Raw genomic sequence first — 18,345 nt, forward strand, 5'->3', positions numbered from 1 at the left:
GTTTCATAAGAGGACACGACATTTATGCTATAGAAACAAAGAGTAAACATATTTTGTATACAAAATAAAAAAGACCTTGTATTACAAGGCCTTTTGCAAACTCACTTTATTTTGTAGCAAATACATATTATAATACAAACCTTGCTCACTTAATAATTCTTGATGTGTCCCTCTCTCTACTATCTCTCCATCATGCATCACAAAAATTTGATCCGCATCTTGAATTGTAGATAACCTATGCGCAATGGCTATCGTCGTTCTACCTTTTCGCATTTGTTGCAACGCTGTTTGAATAGCCTCTTCTGTTTCTGTATCGATATTAGCTGTTGCTTCATCTAATACTAATACTTTCGGATTCGTTGCTATCGTTCTAGCAAAAGCAATTAATTGTCGTTGACCGCTTGAAAATGCTGCACCTCTTTCTACTACTTCTGTTTCATACTGTTTTGGTAACTTTTCAATAAACATATTCGCTTGCACAAATCGAGCAGCTTCTTTTACTTCTTCATCCGTAATTTCTTCATTATACATACGAATATTTTGCTTTACATTTCCAGCAAATAAAAATGCATCTTGCAATACGAGTCCTATTTTCTTTCTAATTTCTCGTTCTTCAAATTTTTCTAAATCTACACCGTCTATTACAATATTTCCTGACTTAATATTATAAAATCGCATTAACAAATTCATAATCGTACTTTTTCCGCTACCAGTATGCCCAACAAAAGCAACCGTTTGCCCTTGTTTCACGTGAAATGATACATTTTTTAAAACGTCACGCTTTCCATCATATGAAAAAGTAACATTTTTAAATTCAATATCTCCATCCACGATTTGAGGATTCTCATTGCCTTTTTGAACCGGTGCTAAATCTTTCTCGTCCATTAAATGAAATACACGTGATGACGAAACAAGTGCCTGTTGGAAGAAGGACAATTTCATCATCATCTCATTTACAGGTTGGAAGAAACGATGTATATAGTTAACAAAAGCATATAAAACTCCTACTTCAACAGGACTCTTTAAAGCATCAATCCCAAATAAACCTAGTACTAACGCAATAGCTACAATATGTACTAAATCCGTAGCTGGTCGTAAAAGTAATGCGTCTAACTTCAAAGTACGTCGCCCTGCACTATAATGTTTATTATTCACTTCTTCAAACTCTTTTCTCATACGTTTTTCTTGTCTGAACACTTGAACAATATTCATTCCTTGTATGGACTCGTTCAACTTTGCATTTAACACGCTTAGTTGATTACGTACTTCTAAATAAAAAGCTGCACTTTTCCGGCGATATAATACCATAATCGCAAACATTATCGGAATTAATACGAGAGAAAATAGCGCTAATTTTACATCTAATAAAAACATCGCTACTAAAATACCTACTAAAAAGACTACATTTTTTACAAATGTTGATAATACACTGACATAAAAATCTTTAATCGCTTCCGTATCATTTGTTATACGCGATACAAGTGTACCAATCGGCGTACGATCAAAGAAACTTAATGACAGCTTTTGAACATGTTCATATACTTCAACTCGCATATCTTGAACAATCTTAAAAGCAATGTTCTGAAAGTACAATAGATTTAAATACGTAAATAGTACTTTTAATAAATGAGCAACTATGTAAATTACAAATAAAGTAACGAGCGCTGATCGTTCAAAATCCCGCGGTACTAGGTGTTCATCGAGGAATTGTTTAATTAAAAAAGGACCCATCATTTCCGTTACTGTCGCACCAACTAAAAAGATAAATGCTAAAGATAGTAACCCTTTATATGGCTTCATATAGGAAAGCAATCTACTTAAATCACTTCGCTTCTTCTCTACCATCATACGCCTCCTTTCTCGACTAAAGCTTCTAATTGCTGGCTTTCATACATTTCCTTATACCAGCCGTTTTCCTTCATTAATTCCTCATGTGTACCTCTTTGTACAATTCTACCTTCATCAACAACAAGAATAAGATTGGCATGCTGAATTGCACTTAATCGGTGTGCAGTAATAATCGTCGTTTTCCCTGCTCTCTCCCTCTTTAAGGCACTTAAAATCGTCTCTTCTGTTTTTGCATCTACCGCTGATAAACAATCATCCAAAATTAAAATTTCAGCATTTGTTAATAAAGCACGAGCAATAGAGATTCGCTGTTTTTGACCACCAGATAACGAAACACCTCTTTCCCCTACTACTGTTTCATATCCTTCTGAAAATTGGAGGATGTCATTATGAATACAAGCAATCTCTGCAGCTTTGGTAATTTCATTATATGTAGCATCCGCCTTTCCAAAGGCAATATTCTCACCAATACTTGCTGAAAATAAAAAATGATCTTGCGGCACGTATGAAATGGCAGAACGGACACCATGAAGTGTTATATCTCGAATATCTCGCTCCCCAATTTTTAATTCACCATTAAAATGATCATACTCACGGATTAAACATTTTAATAAAGTCGTTTTCCCTGCGCCTGTACGTCCTACAACTCCTAGCGTTTCGCCCTTCTTCAAATCAAAGTGAATATCGTTTAAATGTAACAATTCATTTTTCTTATACGAAAATGAATCAACGGCAAACGAAACATTACCGCTCGCTATTGTATGTACAGCATTTTCGCTATTTACTACATCTGATTTTTGTGAAAGAATTTTTTCTACACGGTCATATGAAGCACGCCCACGCTCCATAATATTGAATAACCATCCAAACGCTAACATTGGCCAAACGAGGGTACCTAAATATGTCGTAAATGTAACGAGATCACCTACTGTTAATTCACCTCTTACAACTAATACTGATCCGTAACATACTGCGATTAAAAAAGAAAATCCAACGATAAGAGAGATTGTCGGATCAAATAACGAATCAATACGTGCAACTAACACATTTTTATGTACAACATCTTCTGATTTTCTTCGAAACGCCTGTAAATCTTCTTTCTCTTGTCCAAGCGAGCGAATCACTTTCATTCCACTCATACTCTCTTGCACTTTATCATTGATTTCCGAAAACGATTGCTGTGCTTTATGAAACCTTTTATGTAATAAAGTTCCATAATAATTTGTCGAAATAGCTACAATCGGCATTGGAATTAAACTTAATAATGTTAACTTCCAACTAATTGTAAAACCCATCGCTACGAGTACACATCCTCCGACAGCTAATGAGTCAACAAGCGTCAAAACACCTGCTCCAGCAGTTTGCTGGATCGCTTGAATATCATTGGTCGCATGTGCCATTAAATCACCTGTTCGATTTGACTGATAGAAAGATGGACTCATCTTTGTAAAATGTTCATACAAATTTTTTCGTAATTGGCGAGCTAATTTTAATGAAGACCCGAAAATCATAATACGCCATATGTAACGTAATATGTACATCGTAATACCTACAATTACTAATAGTACAACCCATTTTAGTAACTTATCGGTCGTCAATGTTCCATCATTAATTTCATCTACAACGATTCCAATTACTTTTGGTGTTACAAGTTCTAAAAGTGCAACGCCAAACAATAAAATAATTCCAGTTATGTACGCTCGTTTTTCTTGTTTAAAAAACCATGCTAAATTCATAAACACTTTCATTTTTTTCCTCCTCCCTTAAAATGAGCGATGTTTTCAGTTTACCAAAAATACAGAATTTTTAAAAGTTTTAAAAACTATAACTAACAAAAAGAAAGACACTCTTAGCGAGTGTCTTTTAGCGCTTATTTCATTTGTTGCTTGTTCATTGCGCTCATCATTTGATTGATTTTCTTTTGGGAAGGTTTTTGTCCCATTTGCATCATCATCATTTTTAACATTTGTTCGTTAATTGGTGGATTTTTTTGTAAGTAATTCATCATGTATTTGCGGGCAATGAAAAATCCTAACGCCACGCCTGCTACTAGTGCTACTACGCCCACTAGAATACCTAACCAAATTGGCATATATTTTCCTCCTTCATGTTGTCTACCTTACAGTGTACTAAAACCTTTTCAATAAGACAAGATACAATTCGACATTTTTTACACATATGTTCGTACTTGTTTTAGAGGATTCAGCCATCCGTACTTTGTATTTTCATAATCCATAGCTAAAAATGTTAATTCACACTTTCTTAACACCTCAAAGAACGTCGTTTCCATAGAGACATTTCCAGAGGTATTCATACGAATATAGTGCGGTTTCACCATTATTTCGCCGTACTCCGCTCCCGTATAAAGTGTATGTGTATGATGTGTTCTATCATATTTACCAAGAACGCGCAAAGCTTGTTCTAATTTATGATGAATTTTCATTACTTGCAATGGCATCGTTATATACATCATTTGCTTATATAACACTTTTTTCTCCGAAAGGGACCCAGATTCTGAAAATCGAGCAAATAAATCAAAAAACAAATATTCACGACCAAAATAAGCTTTCGCAATATCCTCTTGAATTAAATACAATTCATACGTTTTCATTTTTCCACTCCCAATCTGGACAACCTTTTCTCTTCATTATATATAAGAAAATTTGCAATGATTGTCTGACTGCGGAGAGATAAAAAACTTTTTCTGTCGAAAAAACTCATTTACATAGAAAAACCTCTCCATGCCGGAGAGATTTTTCTGAAATCATTAAAGCATTTCTTTTACTTTACGAACAACGTTCTCTACAGTAAATCCATACTCTTCCATAATCTTCTCACCAGGAGCAGAAGCACCGAATGTATCGATACCTAACACATCTCCTTCAAGACCTACGTAACGGTGCCATCCGAATGTAGCACCCATTTCGATTGCGAAACGTTTTGTTACTGCTTTTGGTAATACAGATTCTTTGTACTCTGCAGTTTGAGCTTCGAAGCGATCCATAGATGGCATGCTGACAACAGCTGCGTCAACGCCGTCTACTGCTAATGCTTTTTGAGCTTCAACAGCTAGGCTTACTTCAGATCCAGTTGCAAGTAAGATTACATCAGCCGTTTCTTTCTTGCTTGCAGAAACTACATATGCACCTTTTGCTACTTTTTCATACGTATCATCTTTTGCACCTTCTAATGTTGGAAGGTCTTGACGAGTTAATACTAAAGCAGTTGGTTTGTTTGTAGATTCTAAAGCTAGTCTCCAAGCTGCAACAGATTCGTTACCATCAGCAGGACGAATAACAGAAACGTTTGGCATTGCACGAAGCGCTGCTAATTGCTCGATTGGTTCATGTGTTGGACCATCTTCACCAACAGCGATACTGTCATGTGTGAATACATACGTTACTGGCAATTGCATTAATGCTGCAAGGCGAATTGCTGGACGTAAGTAATCAGAGAATACGAAGAACGTACCACCGTAAGTTTTTAAACCACCATGTAGTGCAATACCGTTCATTGCTGCACCCATTGCGAACTCACGTACACCGTACCAAATGTTTTTACCGCTGTAATCATCTCTTGTAAAGTCTTTTTCGTTATTCATGTATGTTTTGTTAGAACCAGCAAGGTCAGCAGATCCACCGAAGAATGATGGTACAGACTCTGCAATTGCATTAATTACAGCACCAGAAGAATTACGAGTTGCTGCTTTTGATCCTAATTCATAAGTCGGTAAGTTTTGCTCCCAACCTTCTGGAAGTTGACCGTTCATTGCTGCTTGGAATTCGTTTGCTAATTCTGGGTATGCTTGTGCATATTCACCTAGCATCGTGTTCCACTCAGCTTGCGCAGTTTCACCAACATCTTGTACTGTTTTACGGAAGTTGTCATATACTTCTTCTGCTACGTGGAAGTCTTGCTCAGCAGTCCAAGCATATGCTTCTTTCGTTAATTTTGTTTCTTCTACACCAAGTGGAGAACCATGTGAAGCTGATTTTCCTGATTTGTTTGGAGAACCGAAACCAATTGTCGTTCTTACTTCAATTAGCGTTGGGCGTTTTTCGTCAGCTTTCGCTTCTTCAATTGCTTTCGCGATTGCTTCAATATCGTTTCCATCCTCAACACGGATTACTTGCCATCCGTATGCTTTGTAACGATCTTCTACACTTTCAGAGAATGAACGATTTAAATCGCCATCTAATGAAATATCGTTTGAATCGTAAAGCACAACAAGACGACCTAATTGTAAATGAGCAGCTAATGAAGATGCTTCAGCAGAAACGCCCTCCATTAAATCTCCATCACCACAAATAGCGTATGTATAATGATCTACTACATTATACGCATCACGGTTATATTTAGCAGCTAAATGTCTTTCAGCCATTGCCATACCTACAGCAGTTGCAATACCTTGTCCAAGTGGACCAGTCGTTGCATCTACACCAGCTGTATGACCGTACTCAGGATGTCCTGGAGTTTTGCTTCCCCATTGACGGAAGTTCTTTAAGTCATCCATTGTTACATCATAACCAGATAGGTGAAGTAGACTGTATAATAACATTGAACCATGACCTGCAGATAATACGAAACGATCACGGTTAAACCACGTTGGGTTATTTGGATTGTGTTTCATAAATTGAGTCCATAATGTATAAGCCATTGGTGCTGCACCCATTGGCATTCCTGGGTGACCAGAGTTTGCTTTTTCAATCGCATCGATGGATAATGTGCGAATCGTGTTGATAGAAAGTTGTTCGATTGAATGTGACATGCTATTCTTCCCTTCGCTTATATTAGTAAACGTTTTATACATTTATATGATAGCTTCCCACGCAAGATTATACAACATGTATCGACAAATATGTTGATATTTTTTTGATTTTTTATAAAAAAATCAATGTTTCCGGGAATGTATGGGCATTCAATATGACATACTTTTTCATTATTTTTATTTTAAAAAGAAAGGGAATTATCTGTATATTTATACAAATCCCTTCTATACTTACTTTTTTAAATAAGTTTTTAAAAACATAAAAAAGCATCTAACTTCGATGCTTTTCAAATAAGTTAAACAATCCGTTTCCGAATCGAGCTTGAAATCAAATCAATTATAATTACCATTAAAATAATACCTAATAAAATAATACCAACACGAGACCAATTCCGTGAACTCAGCGCAAAAATTAAAGGTGTACCAATCCCTCCTGCTCCAATAACCCCTAAAATTGCAGCGGATCGTACATTAATTTCAAATCTGTATAACGTATACGATAGAAAATCTGGTAACACTTGCGGTAACACCGCATACCAAAGTATTTGAAAACGATTTGCTCCTGTTGCTAGTAACGCTTCCGTCGGTCCTTTATCTATGTTTTCAATTCCTTCTGAATATAGTTTTCCTAACATTCCAATAGAATGCAATCCTAAGGCTAATACTCCTGCAAAAGAGCCTGGACCAACAGCTTTTATAAATAAAAGAGCCATAACTAATTCAGGAAACGTACGAACAAAACTAAGTACAATTTTCCCAGATCCTGAAGTTAATTTTCCACTACTCATATTCGTTGCCGCCCAAAAGGCAAACGGAACAGATAAAAATGCAGAAATAAATGTACCTAATATCGCAATTGCCAACGTATCAATTAATCCATGTAATAAATCTTCACCATCTGGCAAAGATACATACGACCAGTCTGGACTCAATATCCCTGTCATAATTGCTTTTGTAATTTCTCCCGCCGTTTCCTTTATTCCCTCTAGCGGTACTCCTGAAAAAGCCCATATATAAACAAATGTAAGTGCTATAAAAATAAACGAGCGATACACACTCGGTTTCTTCGGTTTTGGTACGATTATCGTCGTTTTACTCATTATAATTTCTCCCGCAACAATGTACTTACATAATCAATTACCAATACAACAACAAGAGTATAGATGATAATAGATGCAGTTTGTTGATATTGTAAAAATCCAAGTGTACGATCATAATATAGTCCAATACCACCTGCTCCTACTAAACCTAGGACAGCCGCTGCCCGTACATTCACCTCAAATGTATATAGTACATAGGAAACAAAGTGTGCTTTTACTTGTGGAATGACTCCATAAACAATCCATTGCACCTTATTAGCCCCTACAGCTGTCATCGCTTCTAGTGGGCCAGGGTCAATTGATTCAATTGATTCATACAACAATTTCGCCACGAGCCCAATTGAGAAAAAAGTAAGAGCTAAAATACCCGGAAGTGGTCCTATTCCAAAAATAGCTACGAAAATTGCCGCTAATAATAAATCTGGTATCGTTCGAATAAAATTTAAAATCAATCGAGCTGGACTGTATAAAAATGTACTAGTAAACACATTACTTGCCGCAAACAGTGCAAGTGGAATAGCTAAAATCGCTCCTAAAGTCGTCCCAATAATCGCCATACGTATTGTATCTAACATTGCTGTTGTAATAACTTGAAAATAACTCCAATCTGGCGGCACCATTTCTTTTAGCAAATCCATTATATTAGGAAAACCAACTACTAGCTTTGAAAATGATGCGTCGACCTGTATACTACTTCCCCACAACAGTAAAATGAATAGAATAAACGTTAACATATGTTTTAACTTACTCGGCGGCTTCGGTATCGACTTCGAATATATCGTCACATCATTCATTTAGCTGCCACCTCTAACAATTCACTTTTCTGTGCTACGTCACCATAAATTTCAGCAAACTTTTCATCCGTTGCTGCTTCTACTAAACCATCAAAAACAATTTCGCCTGCATGTAATCCAATAATACGCGTCGCATATTGCCTAGCTAAAGCAATAGAATGTAAGTTTACAATTGTTGTAATTCCAAAATCTTCATTAATTTTCTTTAAATCATCTAATACTTGCTTTGTTGTTAGCGGATCTAACGACGCAACAGGTTCATCTGCCAATATGATTTTTGCTTCTTGCGCCAATGCTCTAGCTATCGATACACGTTGTTGTTGTCCTCCTGATAATTCATCAGCACGTGCATATGCTTTTTCTAAAATATTCACTCTTTTTAACGCTTGAAATGCGAGCTCCACATCCTCTTTCGGAAACAAACCTAACGTTGTACGCAATGTCGAATGATATCCAACACGGCCAGCTAATACATTCTTCAATACTGTTGATCGCTTTACAAGGTTAAAACTTTGAAAGATCATACCAATATCCCGGCGCATACGTCGTAAATCTTTTCCTTTTGCAGCAGTAATAGACTCACATTCAATCATGATTTCGCCTTCTGTAATCTCATGAAGACGATTTACCGATTTTAGAAGTGTAGACTTTCCAGCTCCGGACAGCCCTACCATTACAACAAACTCACCTTTTTGAATTTTCAAGTTTATATTATTCAATCCTTTTGTACCATTTGGATACACTTTGGAGACATTTCGAAATTCTATCACACATCTTACCTACCTTCTATGTATTCAAAACGGCAAACTAACTGAAAACATTCCCTTTCAGCTAGCTGCCATTTCCATATGTATTATTGCGTTTTTACTTTCTTCCCATATTCACGAACGATGTCAAATTTACTATCATCAGATTTAACATATCCTTCATGTGAATATACTTCTTTAATGATTTTGTGACCTTCCTCATTTTTTCCAATTTCAATGAAAGCATCCTGTAATTTCTTGCTCCACTCTTCATCTAAATCAGAACGTACCGAAATCGTATCGTTTGGAATTTTCTCCGTAAATTTCACTATTTTCGTTTGCTCGAATATATTCGGATAATCTTTTTTTACAATATTACGAGCATCTTGGAATACAACAGCTGCATCTACGTCACCATTTAAAAGAGCAATAAGCGACTGATCGTGACCTTTTAATGTAACAGGTTTCACATCTTTTAACGGATCAATTCCCTCTTTTAATAGAACAGCTGCAGGCCATACATACCCTGCTGATGATGTTACATCTTGATAACCAATCTTTTTACCTTTTAAATCTTTTACACTATTTATATTAGAGTCTTTTTTAACAACAAACTCAGATTTATAATAATCTACTAAATCTTTTGTAGGAGCTCCTGTTTCATCCTCTACTCCAAAACGTTGTGCTTGTAAAATTACATTTGCAGCCTTCTTTTCATGTGCTAATACGTACGCTGTTGGCGGTAAAAATCCTACATCTACTTGTTTAGATGCCATCGCTTCTACAATTGTATTGTAGTTCGTTGAAATACTAACTTTTACTGGAATATTTAACTTATCACTTAATAGCTTCTCAAGCGGTTTTGCCTTCGCCTCTAACGTATCTGCATTTTGAGAAGGAACAAATTGAACATTTAAAGTCTTCGGTACATACCCTTTTTTCGTATCTTCATTTTTACTTGCACTTGATTCCTTCGTTCCACAGCCACTTAATAATCCCGCTGCTAGTACAACTGTTGTGCTCATTGCAAAAACTTTTTTCAACATATTAATGCCTCCATTTTTCATTGTTATAAAATAACCTTTCATAAACATGAAGAAATATATCACATATTTTTACAAATAATTGATTATTTACAGAATCTTTACACATTCTATACACTCACATTAAAATTCTCTTCACATATTTGATATGATGAATTGGAAGATAACAATAGAAAAGGTGAGTCATATTGGAACAAAATCAAACTGTAACTTTAAACATCTTATTAACAAGCGATATACATGGCACTGTTTATCCTATTCACTACCAAGATAACTCCCCAGCAGAACTTGGTTTAGCTAAAATTTCTACTCTTATAAAAAAAGAACGTTCCCAAAATACAAACGTTCTTTTAATTGATAATGGCGACTTTATTCAAGGAACACCATTTACTTATCATTATGTTACATACGAAAAAAACAAAAAAAACCCAATGTCCTTATTAGCGAATTACTTACAGTATGACGCTGCAATTATCGGCAATCATGAGTTTAATTACGGGATGGATATATTAAATAATGCTGTGACTACTGCGAACTTCCCGTACCTATCAGCAAACATTTTAGATAAAAACATAAAGAAGCCTTATTTCGGAAAACCTTATATAATCAAACAGATTGAATCCAATATAAAAATTGCTATTTTAGGGGTGACAACGCACTACATTACCAATTGGGAACAACCCCATCACATTAAAGACTTACAATTTGAAGATGCATTAGAAACAACGAAAAAGTGGGTTTCTTACATTCGCAAACATGAGAAACCAGATTTACTAGTCGTAGCGTATCACGGGGGAGTTGAACGAGATTTACAAACCGGGGTACCGACTGAAGTTTTAACAGGAGAAAACCAAGGATATGCAATGTGCCATGAAATTGAAGACATAGATATTTTATTAACAGGCCACCAGCACCGGGAAATTGCTCACACAATGGCTAACGGTGTAACAATTTTACAGACCGGATGTAATGGAAACTCAGTTGGAAAAGTAAAAATAACATTCGAAAAAACAAAACATAAATGGGTTAAAAAAGAGAGTTCTTCTGAATTATTATCTGTACAAGGAGTTGAGGCTGACCAAGATGTACTTTCATTGGTAGCCGATTACGAAGAGAAAACACAAAAGTGGCTTGATCAACCTATTGGAATCATTCAGGGGGATATGCAAATTTCAGATGCTATGCAAACTCGTTTGCATGATCATCCTTTTATCGAATTCATAAATAAAATACAGATGGATATAGCTAATGTATCAATTTCTTGTACAAGTTTGTTCCATAATACATCTCCAGGTTTCCCGGAACATGTAACAATGCGTGACATCGTTTCTAATTATATTTATCCGAACACATTAAAAGTAATTAGACTAACTGGAGCGGACATAAAAAATGCTCTTGAACTCTCTGCTTCTTATTTCACATTAAAAACAGATGGATCCATCACCGTAAGTCCTACCTACATAGAACCAAAGCCACAACATTATAATTATGATATGTGGGAAGGGATTTCATACGTATTAAACATTTCAAAACCAATTGGTGAAAGAGTAGAATCTTTACAGCATAACAGTGCTCCTCTTAATATGAATGAAGAATATGACGTTGTAATGAATAATTATCGTGCAAGTGGCGGGGGAAATTTCTTTATGTTTCAAAACAAACCGGTAGTAAAAGATATCCCCACAGATATGTCTGAACTTATCGCTAATTATATATTGGAACATAAAACGATAGAAGCAACAGTTAATAACAACTGGAAAGTTATTAAATAACGATTTTTACATATAAAAAAGATGGGCTTCGCCCATCTTTTAATTTAATCTTGCATTATCTTGCTTTTTTAAAGCTTTTAATTTCGTCGGTGTAACATCTGTACCTTCTTCGTTAACAACTTTAATACCTTTAAGTTCGTTTAACATATTTTGACGAAATCCTTTTAAATATTGTTCACGTAGCGATTGACGCTCACGTTGCTCTTCTTCAGTTAAACCTTCAGCTTTTGCTTTTTTCGCTAAGAAGTTAATGCGTTCAACGAGTTCGTGATTAATCATCTCGAATCCCCCTTCTAATCAAAACTGATTATTATCATACAATAGTTACTCTTCTTTATCAAGCAATTGCTTCGTATACTCTACATATCTACGATGTACAGTCGCCTTTGAAACATTATGACCAAATCCACGTAATGTTGCTGCAATTTCTTCAAACGTGAGTTCACTTTTTCGCAAACGTACAATTTCCTCAATTGGCACTTCTTTTTTCTCTCTTCCTACACTTAAATGACGATTTTTTAAATTTTTTTCTGGACGATAACCTTTTTCTACTGCACGTTGCATACCTCGTTTAATTTTCAAATTATGAATCTTTCTTTGATATTCTTCAACAATACCAATAATATCTAATACCATTGAATCAGAATCCGACAATTGTAATTCACCATTATGTGTATGCGTATATACTTTTATGCCTTCTTTATGTAAACAATGCATTAACGCGATCTTCGCATTTCCTCTACCAAGACGCGTTTCATCTTGTATAAGTAACACATCAATTTGTTCGTCTCGAATTGTATCCAACACCTCTAATATACCGTCACGTTCAATTGTATATCCACTAGCCTGCTCTTCAATCACCTTAGTAACATTCATTTGATAGCGCTCAGCTAAATGCAATAATTCATCTTTTTGACGTAATAATGATGTTTCTTGCGCTTCTTTCGTTGTACTCACACGTGCATAAATAATTGCATTCATTTTGAACCCCTCTTTCTCCCTATTATTTCCCTATAGTGTAACATAAATCCGCCATTTGTTCGAACTTATGTTTGTAGAATGTTTTTTCACATGTTATACTTATTAATAAGAAAAATGAAAGAAAACGAGGTGTTAGAAAACATGGAAAAGTTAACGAAACGCCAGCAAGACATTCTCGACTTTATTAAGCTAAAAGTACAAGAAAAAGGATATCCACCTTCCGTACGTGAAATTGGTCAAGCAGTCGGCCTCGCTTCTAGTTCTACAGTGCACGGACATTTATCACGATTAGAAGAAAAAGGATACATTCGACGCGATCCAACAAAACCACGTGCCATTGAAATTTTAGGTGAAGACCGAATGGATACGGAAACACAATCTGTTATTCAAGTTCCAATTGTCGGAAAAGTCACTGCTGGTTTACCAATTACAGCGGTCGAAAGCGTAGAAGAACATTTCCCACTTCCAGCTAGTATTGTTGCTGGAGCAGACCAAGTGTTCATGTTACGTATTTCTGGAGATAGTATGATTGAAGCTGGTATTTTCGATGGAGATTTAGTTGTTGTTCGCCAACAGCAGTCTGCATATAATGGTGAAATTGTAGTCGCTTTAACAGAGGATAACGAAGCAACAGTTAAACGTTTCTATAAAGAAAAAGACCATTTCCGTCTACAACCAGAAAACTCTTCATTAGAACCTATCATTTTAAAACAAGTGTCAGTTATCGGGAAAGTAATTGGCGTATATCGTGATTTACATTAAAAATAACAAAAAGAAGATAATTACCTTATTTATATACGGTAATTATCTTCTTTTTGTATTTTGATAGATTTCCATGCATTCTATTTCTTATTAACGAGTTTCAATCGTCACATCTCCCGCAGCCGTTTTACCGCTAATCTTTTTACTACCATTTCCAATTGTTACATTTTTATTTTCTTCATTAAAAATCGTTACATCTCCCGCAGCACTTTGCCCAGTAATTACCGCATCTTGTGGTTTTTCCGATAAAGTAATATCTATATCTCCCGCAGTTGAACTTGCTTCTAGATTATATTTAGAATCATGATCTTGAATATTTATTTCCCCACTTGTTGTTTTTGCGGTCACTTTCCCTAATACCTTCTTAAAGTTCACCTCACCAGCTTTTGTCGATCCCTCCACATTCTTAGCCGTTACTTGTTTCAACTCTACTTCTCCAGCAAGTGTTCTAACACTTACGCTATCACTTTTCACATCACTCATTTCGATTTGTCCAGCAGATGAATTTACTTTTACATCTTGGTAAGAGCGTTCGGGCACAAGTAGAGTCAATTTAGACGTTTGAAACCTAAAATCGTAAAAAGAAAAATCAAATGAAGCACCTTTTTCTCTTTCCCCAATAATTTTTAATGTGTCACCATCTTCTGCGATACGAATCTCTTGTTTACGTACATCTCCCGATTGCTTTACATAAAAAGAAGAGTCAGGAGATTTTTGAACAATAATATCCCCGGCATCTAACTTAACTTCTATATTTTTTAATGTTTTGTTTTTAATTACATTTTCTTTATCGCCTTTTTCAGCAGTTTGTACTGCTTTTTCATATGTTTGGGAAATTCCTATTACTCCAATAACGATACAAGCGATAGCGATTAAAAATAGTTTTTTCATCATTTACTCTCCTTTTATCATTTTGAAGTTCCATATTACATATCGTACACACAATCTCTTAAACCACTTTGTACTATAAAAAGCGATAATACATAACAATAAACCTACTCCAACAAACGTTATACTAACGAAAAGATCCAACCATATAAAAGTACCCATAAATACTTTTCCAATAACGAAAAGTGGTGTTACTACACTAGCAATACCACCGATCCAAAAAGAAAATATAAAAGCAATAATTGCGACTAACGGGCCTAACACAATAATAAAATTAAACAAACTAAGTCCAATCGCTGCCATAACAGCTCTTGTCACATTTGAAGTCGATGGATTTTTTTTCATTTCATCGAAGCGATACATCGCAAGTAATTCTTTCGCGATTACTTTCGGAGAACCAAGGCCCTGTATTATTTCCGATTCAGTTTTCCCCTCTTCTAGTCCAAACTGAAAGTGCTCTTCATAATCCAATAAAATATCTTGCCTCTCTTCCTCTGGTAACTTTCTAAGATAACTTGATAATTCTTTAAGAAACCCTTCTTTACTCATCCCATTCCACCCCTTCAATAATTTCTTGTACCCCTTTCGCAAAATCACGCCATTCTGTTACTAACAAATGAAATTGCGTCTCCCCTTGCTCTGTTAATTGATAATATTTACGAGGTGGCCCTTCCGTAGATTCCTTTAAATACGTTTGAAAATACCCTTCTTTCGTCAAACGACGTAATAAAGGGTATACTGATCCTTCCGATATTAAAAATTTATTAGAAATTTGCTGAACAAGTTCATAACCGTAACTATCTTTACGTTTTACAAGTGCTAATACACAAAGTTCAAGCACACCTTTTTTAAATTGAACGTTCAAGTGCCATCCTCCTTTCCTATCTTAGTACTGTTCAATACACGGTACCTGTTTTATCCATAATATACCACTTAGTATTGTTTATTGCAAGGTACTAAACTATATTTATTCCCTAAATTTAGAAAATGAACTAACAAAATTCTGAATAAAACTATGTTATAACTAAGCAGCATTCAAAGTTTCATTTCATTTACATTAATATTAGACTTCATTCACTCTTTCCTCTTGAAAAATCCACCACAACCTTATTCACTATAGCTAATGAGAAAAAGCCCCAATACTTATCGGTATTAGGGCTTTTTCTCATTAGCTATATATGAATCGAATTCCTATTTGAGAACCTGCATATGCGACAAATACTTTAATACCATATTTTATTTCTCATCATCGTTCCCCAAGATTTTTCGCTTAACATCTGATAAATCCTTCGACAACGAACTAAATGCTTTTGCTTGTTCTTCAATGACCTGTTGATTTTTTTCAATAACTTTTTGATATTGTTCTTCGCGCTGTTCATTCTTTTTTTGCGTAGTAAACAGCATCCATACAAATAAAGCTGCGAATGCTCCTTGTTGAATCATTGAATTGAAGATTTGTTCTTCCATCGTTCTCATCTCCTTTTCAAAAATTAAAGAGAATCATACGAGTGATCCTACTCTCATATCCTTATCTCACATTAAAATGTTCTTCTTTTACCCATGTGTTTTGTCCAATATCGATATAACCATCTTTTCTTGCAAAAATCCCATATGGATAAGATCCATCCACATTTCCTTTATAATTTCCATTTGGACCATCATATGTGTTAATGCCATAACCTGCTGGATATTTTGAGTAAGCATGGAACCACTCTACTTCAAAGTGTTCTTCTTTCGCCCACGCTTCCCAACCTAGACATAACATATTTTCATTCCCACCATACCAAGCAGCATCTATAATTAAATATGGCATTTTTGTATTAATGACATGACCTGTGAACCAAGCATCTTTTCCAGGACCACTATATAAATTGATGCCCCATCCTTCTGGGTATTTAGACGTTGCAATTCCCAGCCCTTTTGGTTGTAGTGGTTTATTGTTATCTTCATTAAATGCTTTGTTTATCTTCTCAATGAATTGATCCACTCTTCCTTCATCGAGCATTCGATGTGGGCAATGCTTTCCACTCCACGATTTATGTGTACGTACATTACTAATCGGTATATTGAATTGTTTCATTAACTGAGCAATAACAATTGCTGCATTATCCTCCGCCTTGTAATATCTATCCCCACCGCTTAGAGAATAGCAAATTTCCACTCCGATAGATTTACGATTACCATTTCCGTTACCATCACCTGCATGCCAAGCATTACGATCAAACAGAATACCTTGTACTGCTTCTTTGTCATCTACTGCAACATGAAACGACACTGAATTATTATCCCCAATCATATACGATATCTCATTTTCTGCTGATGCATCATTGTACGTATTATGTACTGTGATGAATTCTGGTGTCATTGTATTGGGACACTTTATACCATATTTACTTGGATCCACTAATTTTTTTCTAATTTCCATTACTGATTATCTCCTTTTTTATTTTTTATCATTTAAAATTCCACTGAATTATTAAGTACATCTAGAAACTAAATCCTCAGACAGGCCATATTCTATATAATGGGTTATGGTCCTCACATTCAAAAAAAGAAAAAGAGCAACTTTTTACATCAGTTGCTCTTTCAAAAATCGCACTCTATATTCCGCCCAGCATTTTACAGATATTACTCTCATCTCAAGAGGTATGATAACAAGTTTTTTCATCCTACTTAATACATGCTGATTTAAAGATATTATCTTACATTAAAATGCTCTTCTTTTACCCATGTGTTTTGTCCAATATCAATGTAACCATCTTTTCTCGCAAAAACACCATATGGATAAGATCCATCCACATTTCCTTTATAATTTCCATTTGGACCATCATATGTGTTAATACCATAACCTGCTGGATATTTTGAGTAAGCATGGAACCACTGCACTTCAAAGTGTTCTTCTTTTGCCCAGGCTTCCCAACCTAGACATAACATATTTTCATTCCCGCCATACCAAGCAGCATCTATAATTAAATATGGCATTTTTGTATTAATGACATGACCTGTAAACCAAGCATCTTTTCCAGGACCACTATATAAATTGATGCCCCATCCTTCTGGGTATTTAGACGTTGCAATTCCCAGCCCTTTTGGTTGTAGCGGTTTATCAGAAGGTTCAGTTGTACCACCACCGTCTCCTTTTCCTAAGTAGTCTAATGGATTCACAGCATTACTCTTATTGATGTTCCAAGACCCTTTATGCAATTCAAAATGCAAGTGTTGACCACTAGAATCCCCTGTGTTCCCCATAACCCCAATAGTTTGTCCTTGTGTAACATAATCACCTTCTTTTACTGTTCGAGAACCGCTACGCATATGGGCATATACTGTTTCCCATGTAACCCCATCAATAGTGTGCACAATCATAATACATTCACCATAACTGGATGAAATATAAGAACGACTAACTCGTCCGCTAGCTGCTGCATAAATTGGATGATAGCCCGATTCAGCAAGATCTATCCCATGATGATCTGGTCTGCTCCCCCGAAATCCACTTGTTACTCTCGTTGTATCTGTTGGATAAATAAATTTTGCCATAATAATCTTCCTTTCTATTCATACGTAATATAAAAAGGCACTTAAAAAAGCACCCTTTTATATTTTTTCTATATATTAAAATTTATAATTTAAAATCAAATAA

General features: G+C 35.4%; 19 protein-coding genes. 2 read left to right on the forward strand and 17 right to left on the reverse strand.

The features are described 5' to 3' along the window. Window positions 1-81: 81 nt before the first annotated feature. From GBN91_RS13495 to GBN91_RS13535, 9 genes are all read right to left on the reverse strand, one after another. Window positions 82-1,845 carry an ABC transporter ATP-binding protein gene (locus tag GBN91_RS13495; protein ID WP_152121601.1) on the reverse strand — a complete coding sequence of 588 codons (1,764 nt, stop codon included), beginning with the start codon at window positions 1,843-1,845 and terminating at the stop codon, window positions 82-84. Next, window positions 1,845-3,596 carry an ABC transporter ATP-binding protein gene (locus tag GBN91_RS13500; protein ID WP_152121602.1) on the reverse strand — a complete coding sequence of 584 codons (1,752 nt, stop codon included), beginning with the start codon at window positions 3,594-3,596 and terminating at the stop codon, window positions 1,845-1,847. Before GBN91_RS13500 ends, GBN91_RS13495 begins: the two co-directional genes overlap by 1 nt. Window positions 3,597-3,718: 122 nt before the next feature. Then, window positions 3,719-3,940, reverse strand: coding sequence for a YneF family protein (locus tag GBN91_RS13505; RefSeq protein ID WP_001123317.1), 222 nt, complete (start codon window positions 3,938-3,940; stop codon window positions 3,719-3,721). Between the two features lie 78 nt (window positions 3,941-4,018). After that, a complete protein-coding gene (sirA, locus tag GBN91_RS13510; RefSeq protein WP_000860645.1) occupies window positions 4,019-4,459 on the reverse strand; it encodes a sporulation inhibitor of replication protein SirA in 441 nt (146 codons plus the stop codon). A gap of 156 nt (window positions 4,460-4,615) precedes the next feature. Next, a complete protein-coding gene (gene tkt / locus GBN91_RS13515) occupies window positions 4,616-6,616 on the reverse strand; it encodes a transketolase (RefSeq protein ID WP_000019766.1) in 2,001 nt (666 codons plus the stop codon). A 296-nt stretch (window positions 6,617-6,912) separates the two neighbouring features. Continuing rightward, complete coding sequence (phnE, locus tag GBN91_RS13520) at window positions 6,913-7,716, reverse strand: phosphonate ABC transporter, permease protein PhnE (protein WP_000047893.1); 804 nt, start codon at window positions 7,714-7,716, stop codon at window positions 6,913-6,915. After that, window positions 7,716-8,510: a phosphonate ABC transporter, permease protein PhnE gene (gene phnE, locus GBN91_RS13525; RefSeq protein WP_001000763.1), complete on the reverse strand. Its 795-nt coding sequence runs from the start codon at window positions 8,508-8,510 to the stop codon at window positions 7,716-7,718. Before phnE (GBN91_RS13525) ends, phnE (GBN91_RS13520) begins: the two co-directional genes overlap by 1 nt. Then, window positions 8,507-9,280, reverse strand: coding sequence for a phosphonate ABC transporter ATP-binding protein (gene phnC / locus GBN91_RS13530; protein ID WP_000569244.1), 774 nt, complete (start codon window positions 9,278-9,280; stop codon window positions 8,507-8,509). The genes phnE (GBN91_RS13525) and phnC overlap by 4 nt, the downstream gene beginning before the upstream one ends. A gap of 83 nt (window positions 9,281-9,363) precedes the next feature. After that, the gene (locus GBN91_RS13535) at window positions 9,364-10,302 is read right to left on the reverse strand and encodes a phosphate/phosphite/phosphonate ABC transporter substrate-binding protein (protein ID WP_000915065.1); all 939 of its coding nucleotides are present in this window, start codon (window positions 10,300-10,302) and stop codon (window positions 9,364-9,366) included. Between the two features lie 185 nt (window positions 10,303-10,487). On the opposite strand from GBN91_RS13535, the gene GBN91_RS13540 reads away from it, so the two are divergent. Beyond that, window positions 10,488-12,071: a bifunctional metallophosphatase/5'-nucleotidase gene (locus GBN91_RS13540; RefSeq protein WP_006920043.1), complete on the forward strand. Its 1,584-nt coding sequence runs from the start codon at window positions 10,488-10,490 to the stop codon at window positions 12,069-12,071. A gap of 39 nt (window positions 12,072-12,110) precedes the next feature. On the opposite strand, the gene GBN91_RS13545 is transcribed toward GBN91_RS13540, so the two are convergent. Continuing rightward, window positions 12,111-12,350 carry a DUF896 domain-containing protein gene (locus GBN91_RS13545; protein WP_000607016.1) on the reverse strand — a complete coding sequence of 80 codons (240 nt, stop codon included), beginning with the start codon at window positions 12,348-12,350 and terminating at the stop codon, window positions 12,111-12,113. Between the two features lie 45 nt (window positions 12,351-12,395). After that, window positions 12,396-13,052 carry a YneB family resolvase-like protein gene (locus GBN91_RS13550; RefSeq protein WP_000991469.1) on the reverse strand — a complete coding sequence of 219 codons (657 nt, stop codon included), beginning with the start codon at window positions 13,050-13,052 and terminating at the stop codon, window positions 12,396-12,398. 141 nt (window positions 13,053-13,193) lie between these two features. On the opposite strand from GBN91_RS13550, the gene lexA reads away from it, so the two are divergent. Further along, complete coding sequence (gene lexA / locus GBN91_RS13555; RefSeq protein WP_000413738.1) at window positions 13,194-13,814, forward strand: transcriptional repressor LexA; 621 nt, start codon at window positions 13,194-13,196, stop codon at window positions 13,812-13,814. Between the two features lie 90 nt (window positions 13,815-13,904). On the opposite strand, the gene GBN91_RS13560 is transcribed toward lexA, so the two are convergent. From GBN91_RS13560 to GBN91_RS13585, 6 genes are all read right to left on the reverse strand, one after another. After that, window positions 13,905-14,708 (reverse strand): DUF4097 family beta strand repeat-containing protein, encoded by an 804-nt coding sequence (locus tag GBN91_RS13560; RefSeq protein WP_006920048.1) that lies wholly within the window; start codon window positions 14,706-14,708, stop codon window positions 13,905-13,907. Further along, window positions 14,709-15,251 carry a DUF1700 domain-containing protein gene (locus GBN91_RS13565; RefSeq protein ID WP_000031384.1) on the reverse strand — a complete coding sequence of 181 codons (543 nt, stop codon included), beginning with the start codon at window positions 15,249-15,251 and terminating at the stop codon, window positions 14,709-14,711. After that, window positions 15,244-15,567, reverse strand: a complete 324-nt coding sequence (locus GBN91_RS13570) for a PadR family transcriptional regulator (RefSeq protein WP_001102628.1) — start codon at window positions 15,565-15,567, stop codon at window positions 15,244-15,246. The genes GBN91_RS13565 and GBN91_RS13570 overlap by 8 nt, the downstream gene beginning before the upstream one ends. 371 nt (window positions 15,568-15,938) lie before the next feature. Then, window positions 15,939-16,169, reverse strand: coding sequence for a BhlA/UviB family holin-like peptide (locus GBN91_RS13575; RefSeq protein WP_000392444.1), 231 nt, complete (start codon window positions 16,167-16,169; stop codon window positions 15,939-15,941). Between the two features lie 61 nt (window positions 16,170-16,230). Beyond that, on the reverse strand, window positions 16,231-17,127 hold the full coding sequence (locus GBN91_RS13580; RefSeq protein WP_152121603.1) for a peptidoglycan recognition protein family protein: 897 nt from the start codon (window positions 17,125-17,127) through the stop codon (window positions 16,231-16,233). A gap of 272 nt (window positions 17,128-17,399) precedes the next feature. Then, window positions 17,400-18,242 (reverse strand): M23 family metallopeptidase, encoded by an 843-nt coding sequence (locus GBN91_RS13585; RefSeq protein WP_006920050.1) that lies wholly within the window; start codon window positions 18,240-18,242, stop codon window positions 17,400-17,402. Window positions 18,243-18,345: the final 103 nt, after the last annotated feature.

Origin of the sequence: Bacillus sp. B1-WWTP-T-0.5-Post-4, from assembly GCF_009183795.1 — a bacterium.
In the GTDB taxonomy this organism is placed as follows: Bacteria; Bacillota; Bacilli; order Bacillales; family Bacillaceae_G; genus Bacillus_A; species Bacillus_A cereus.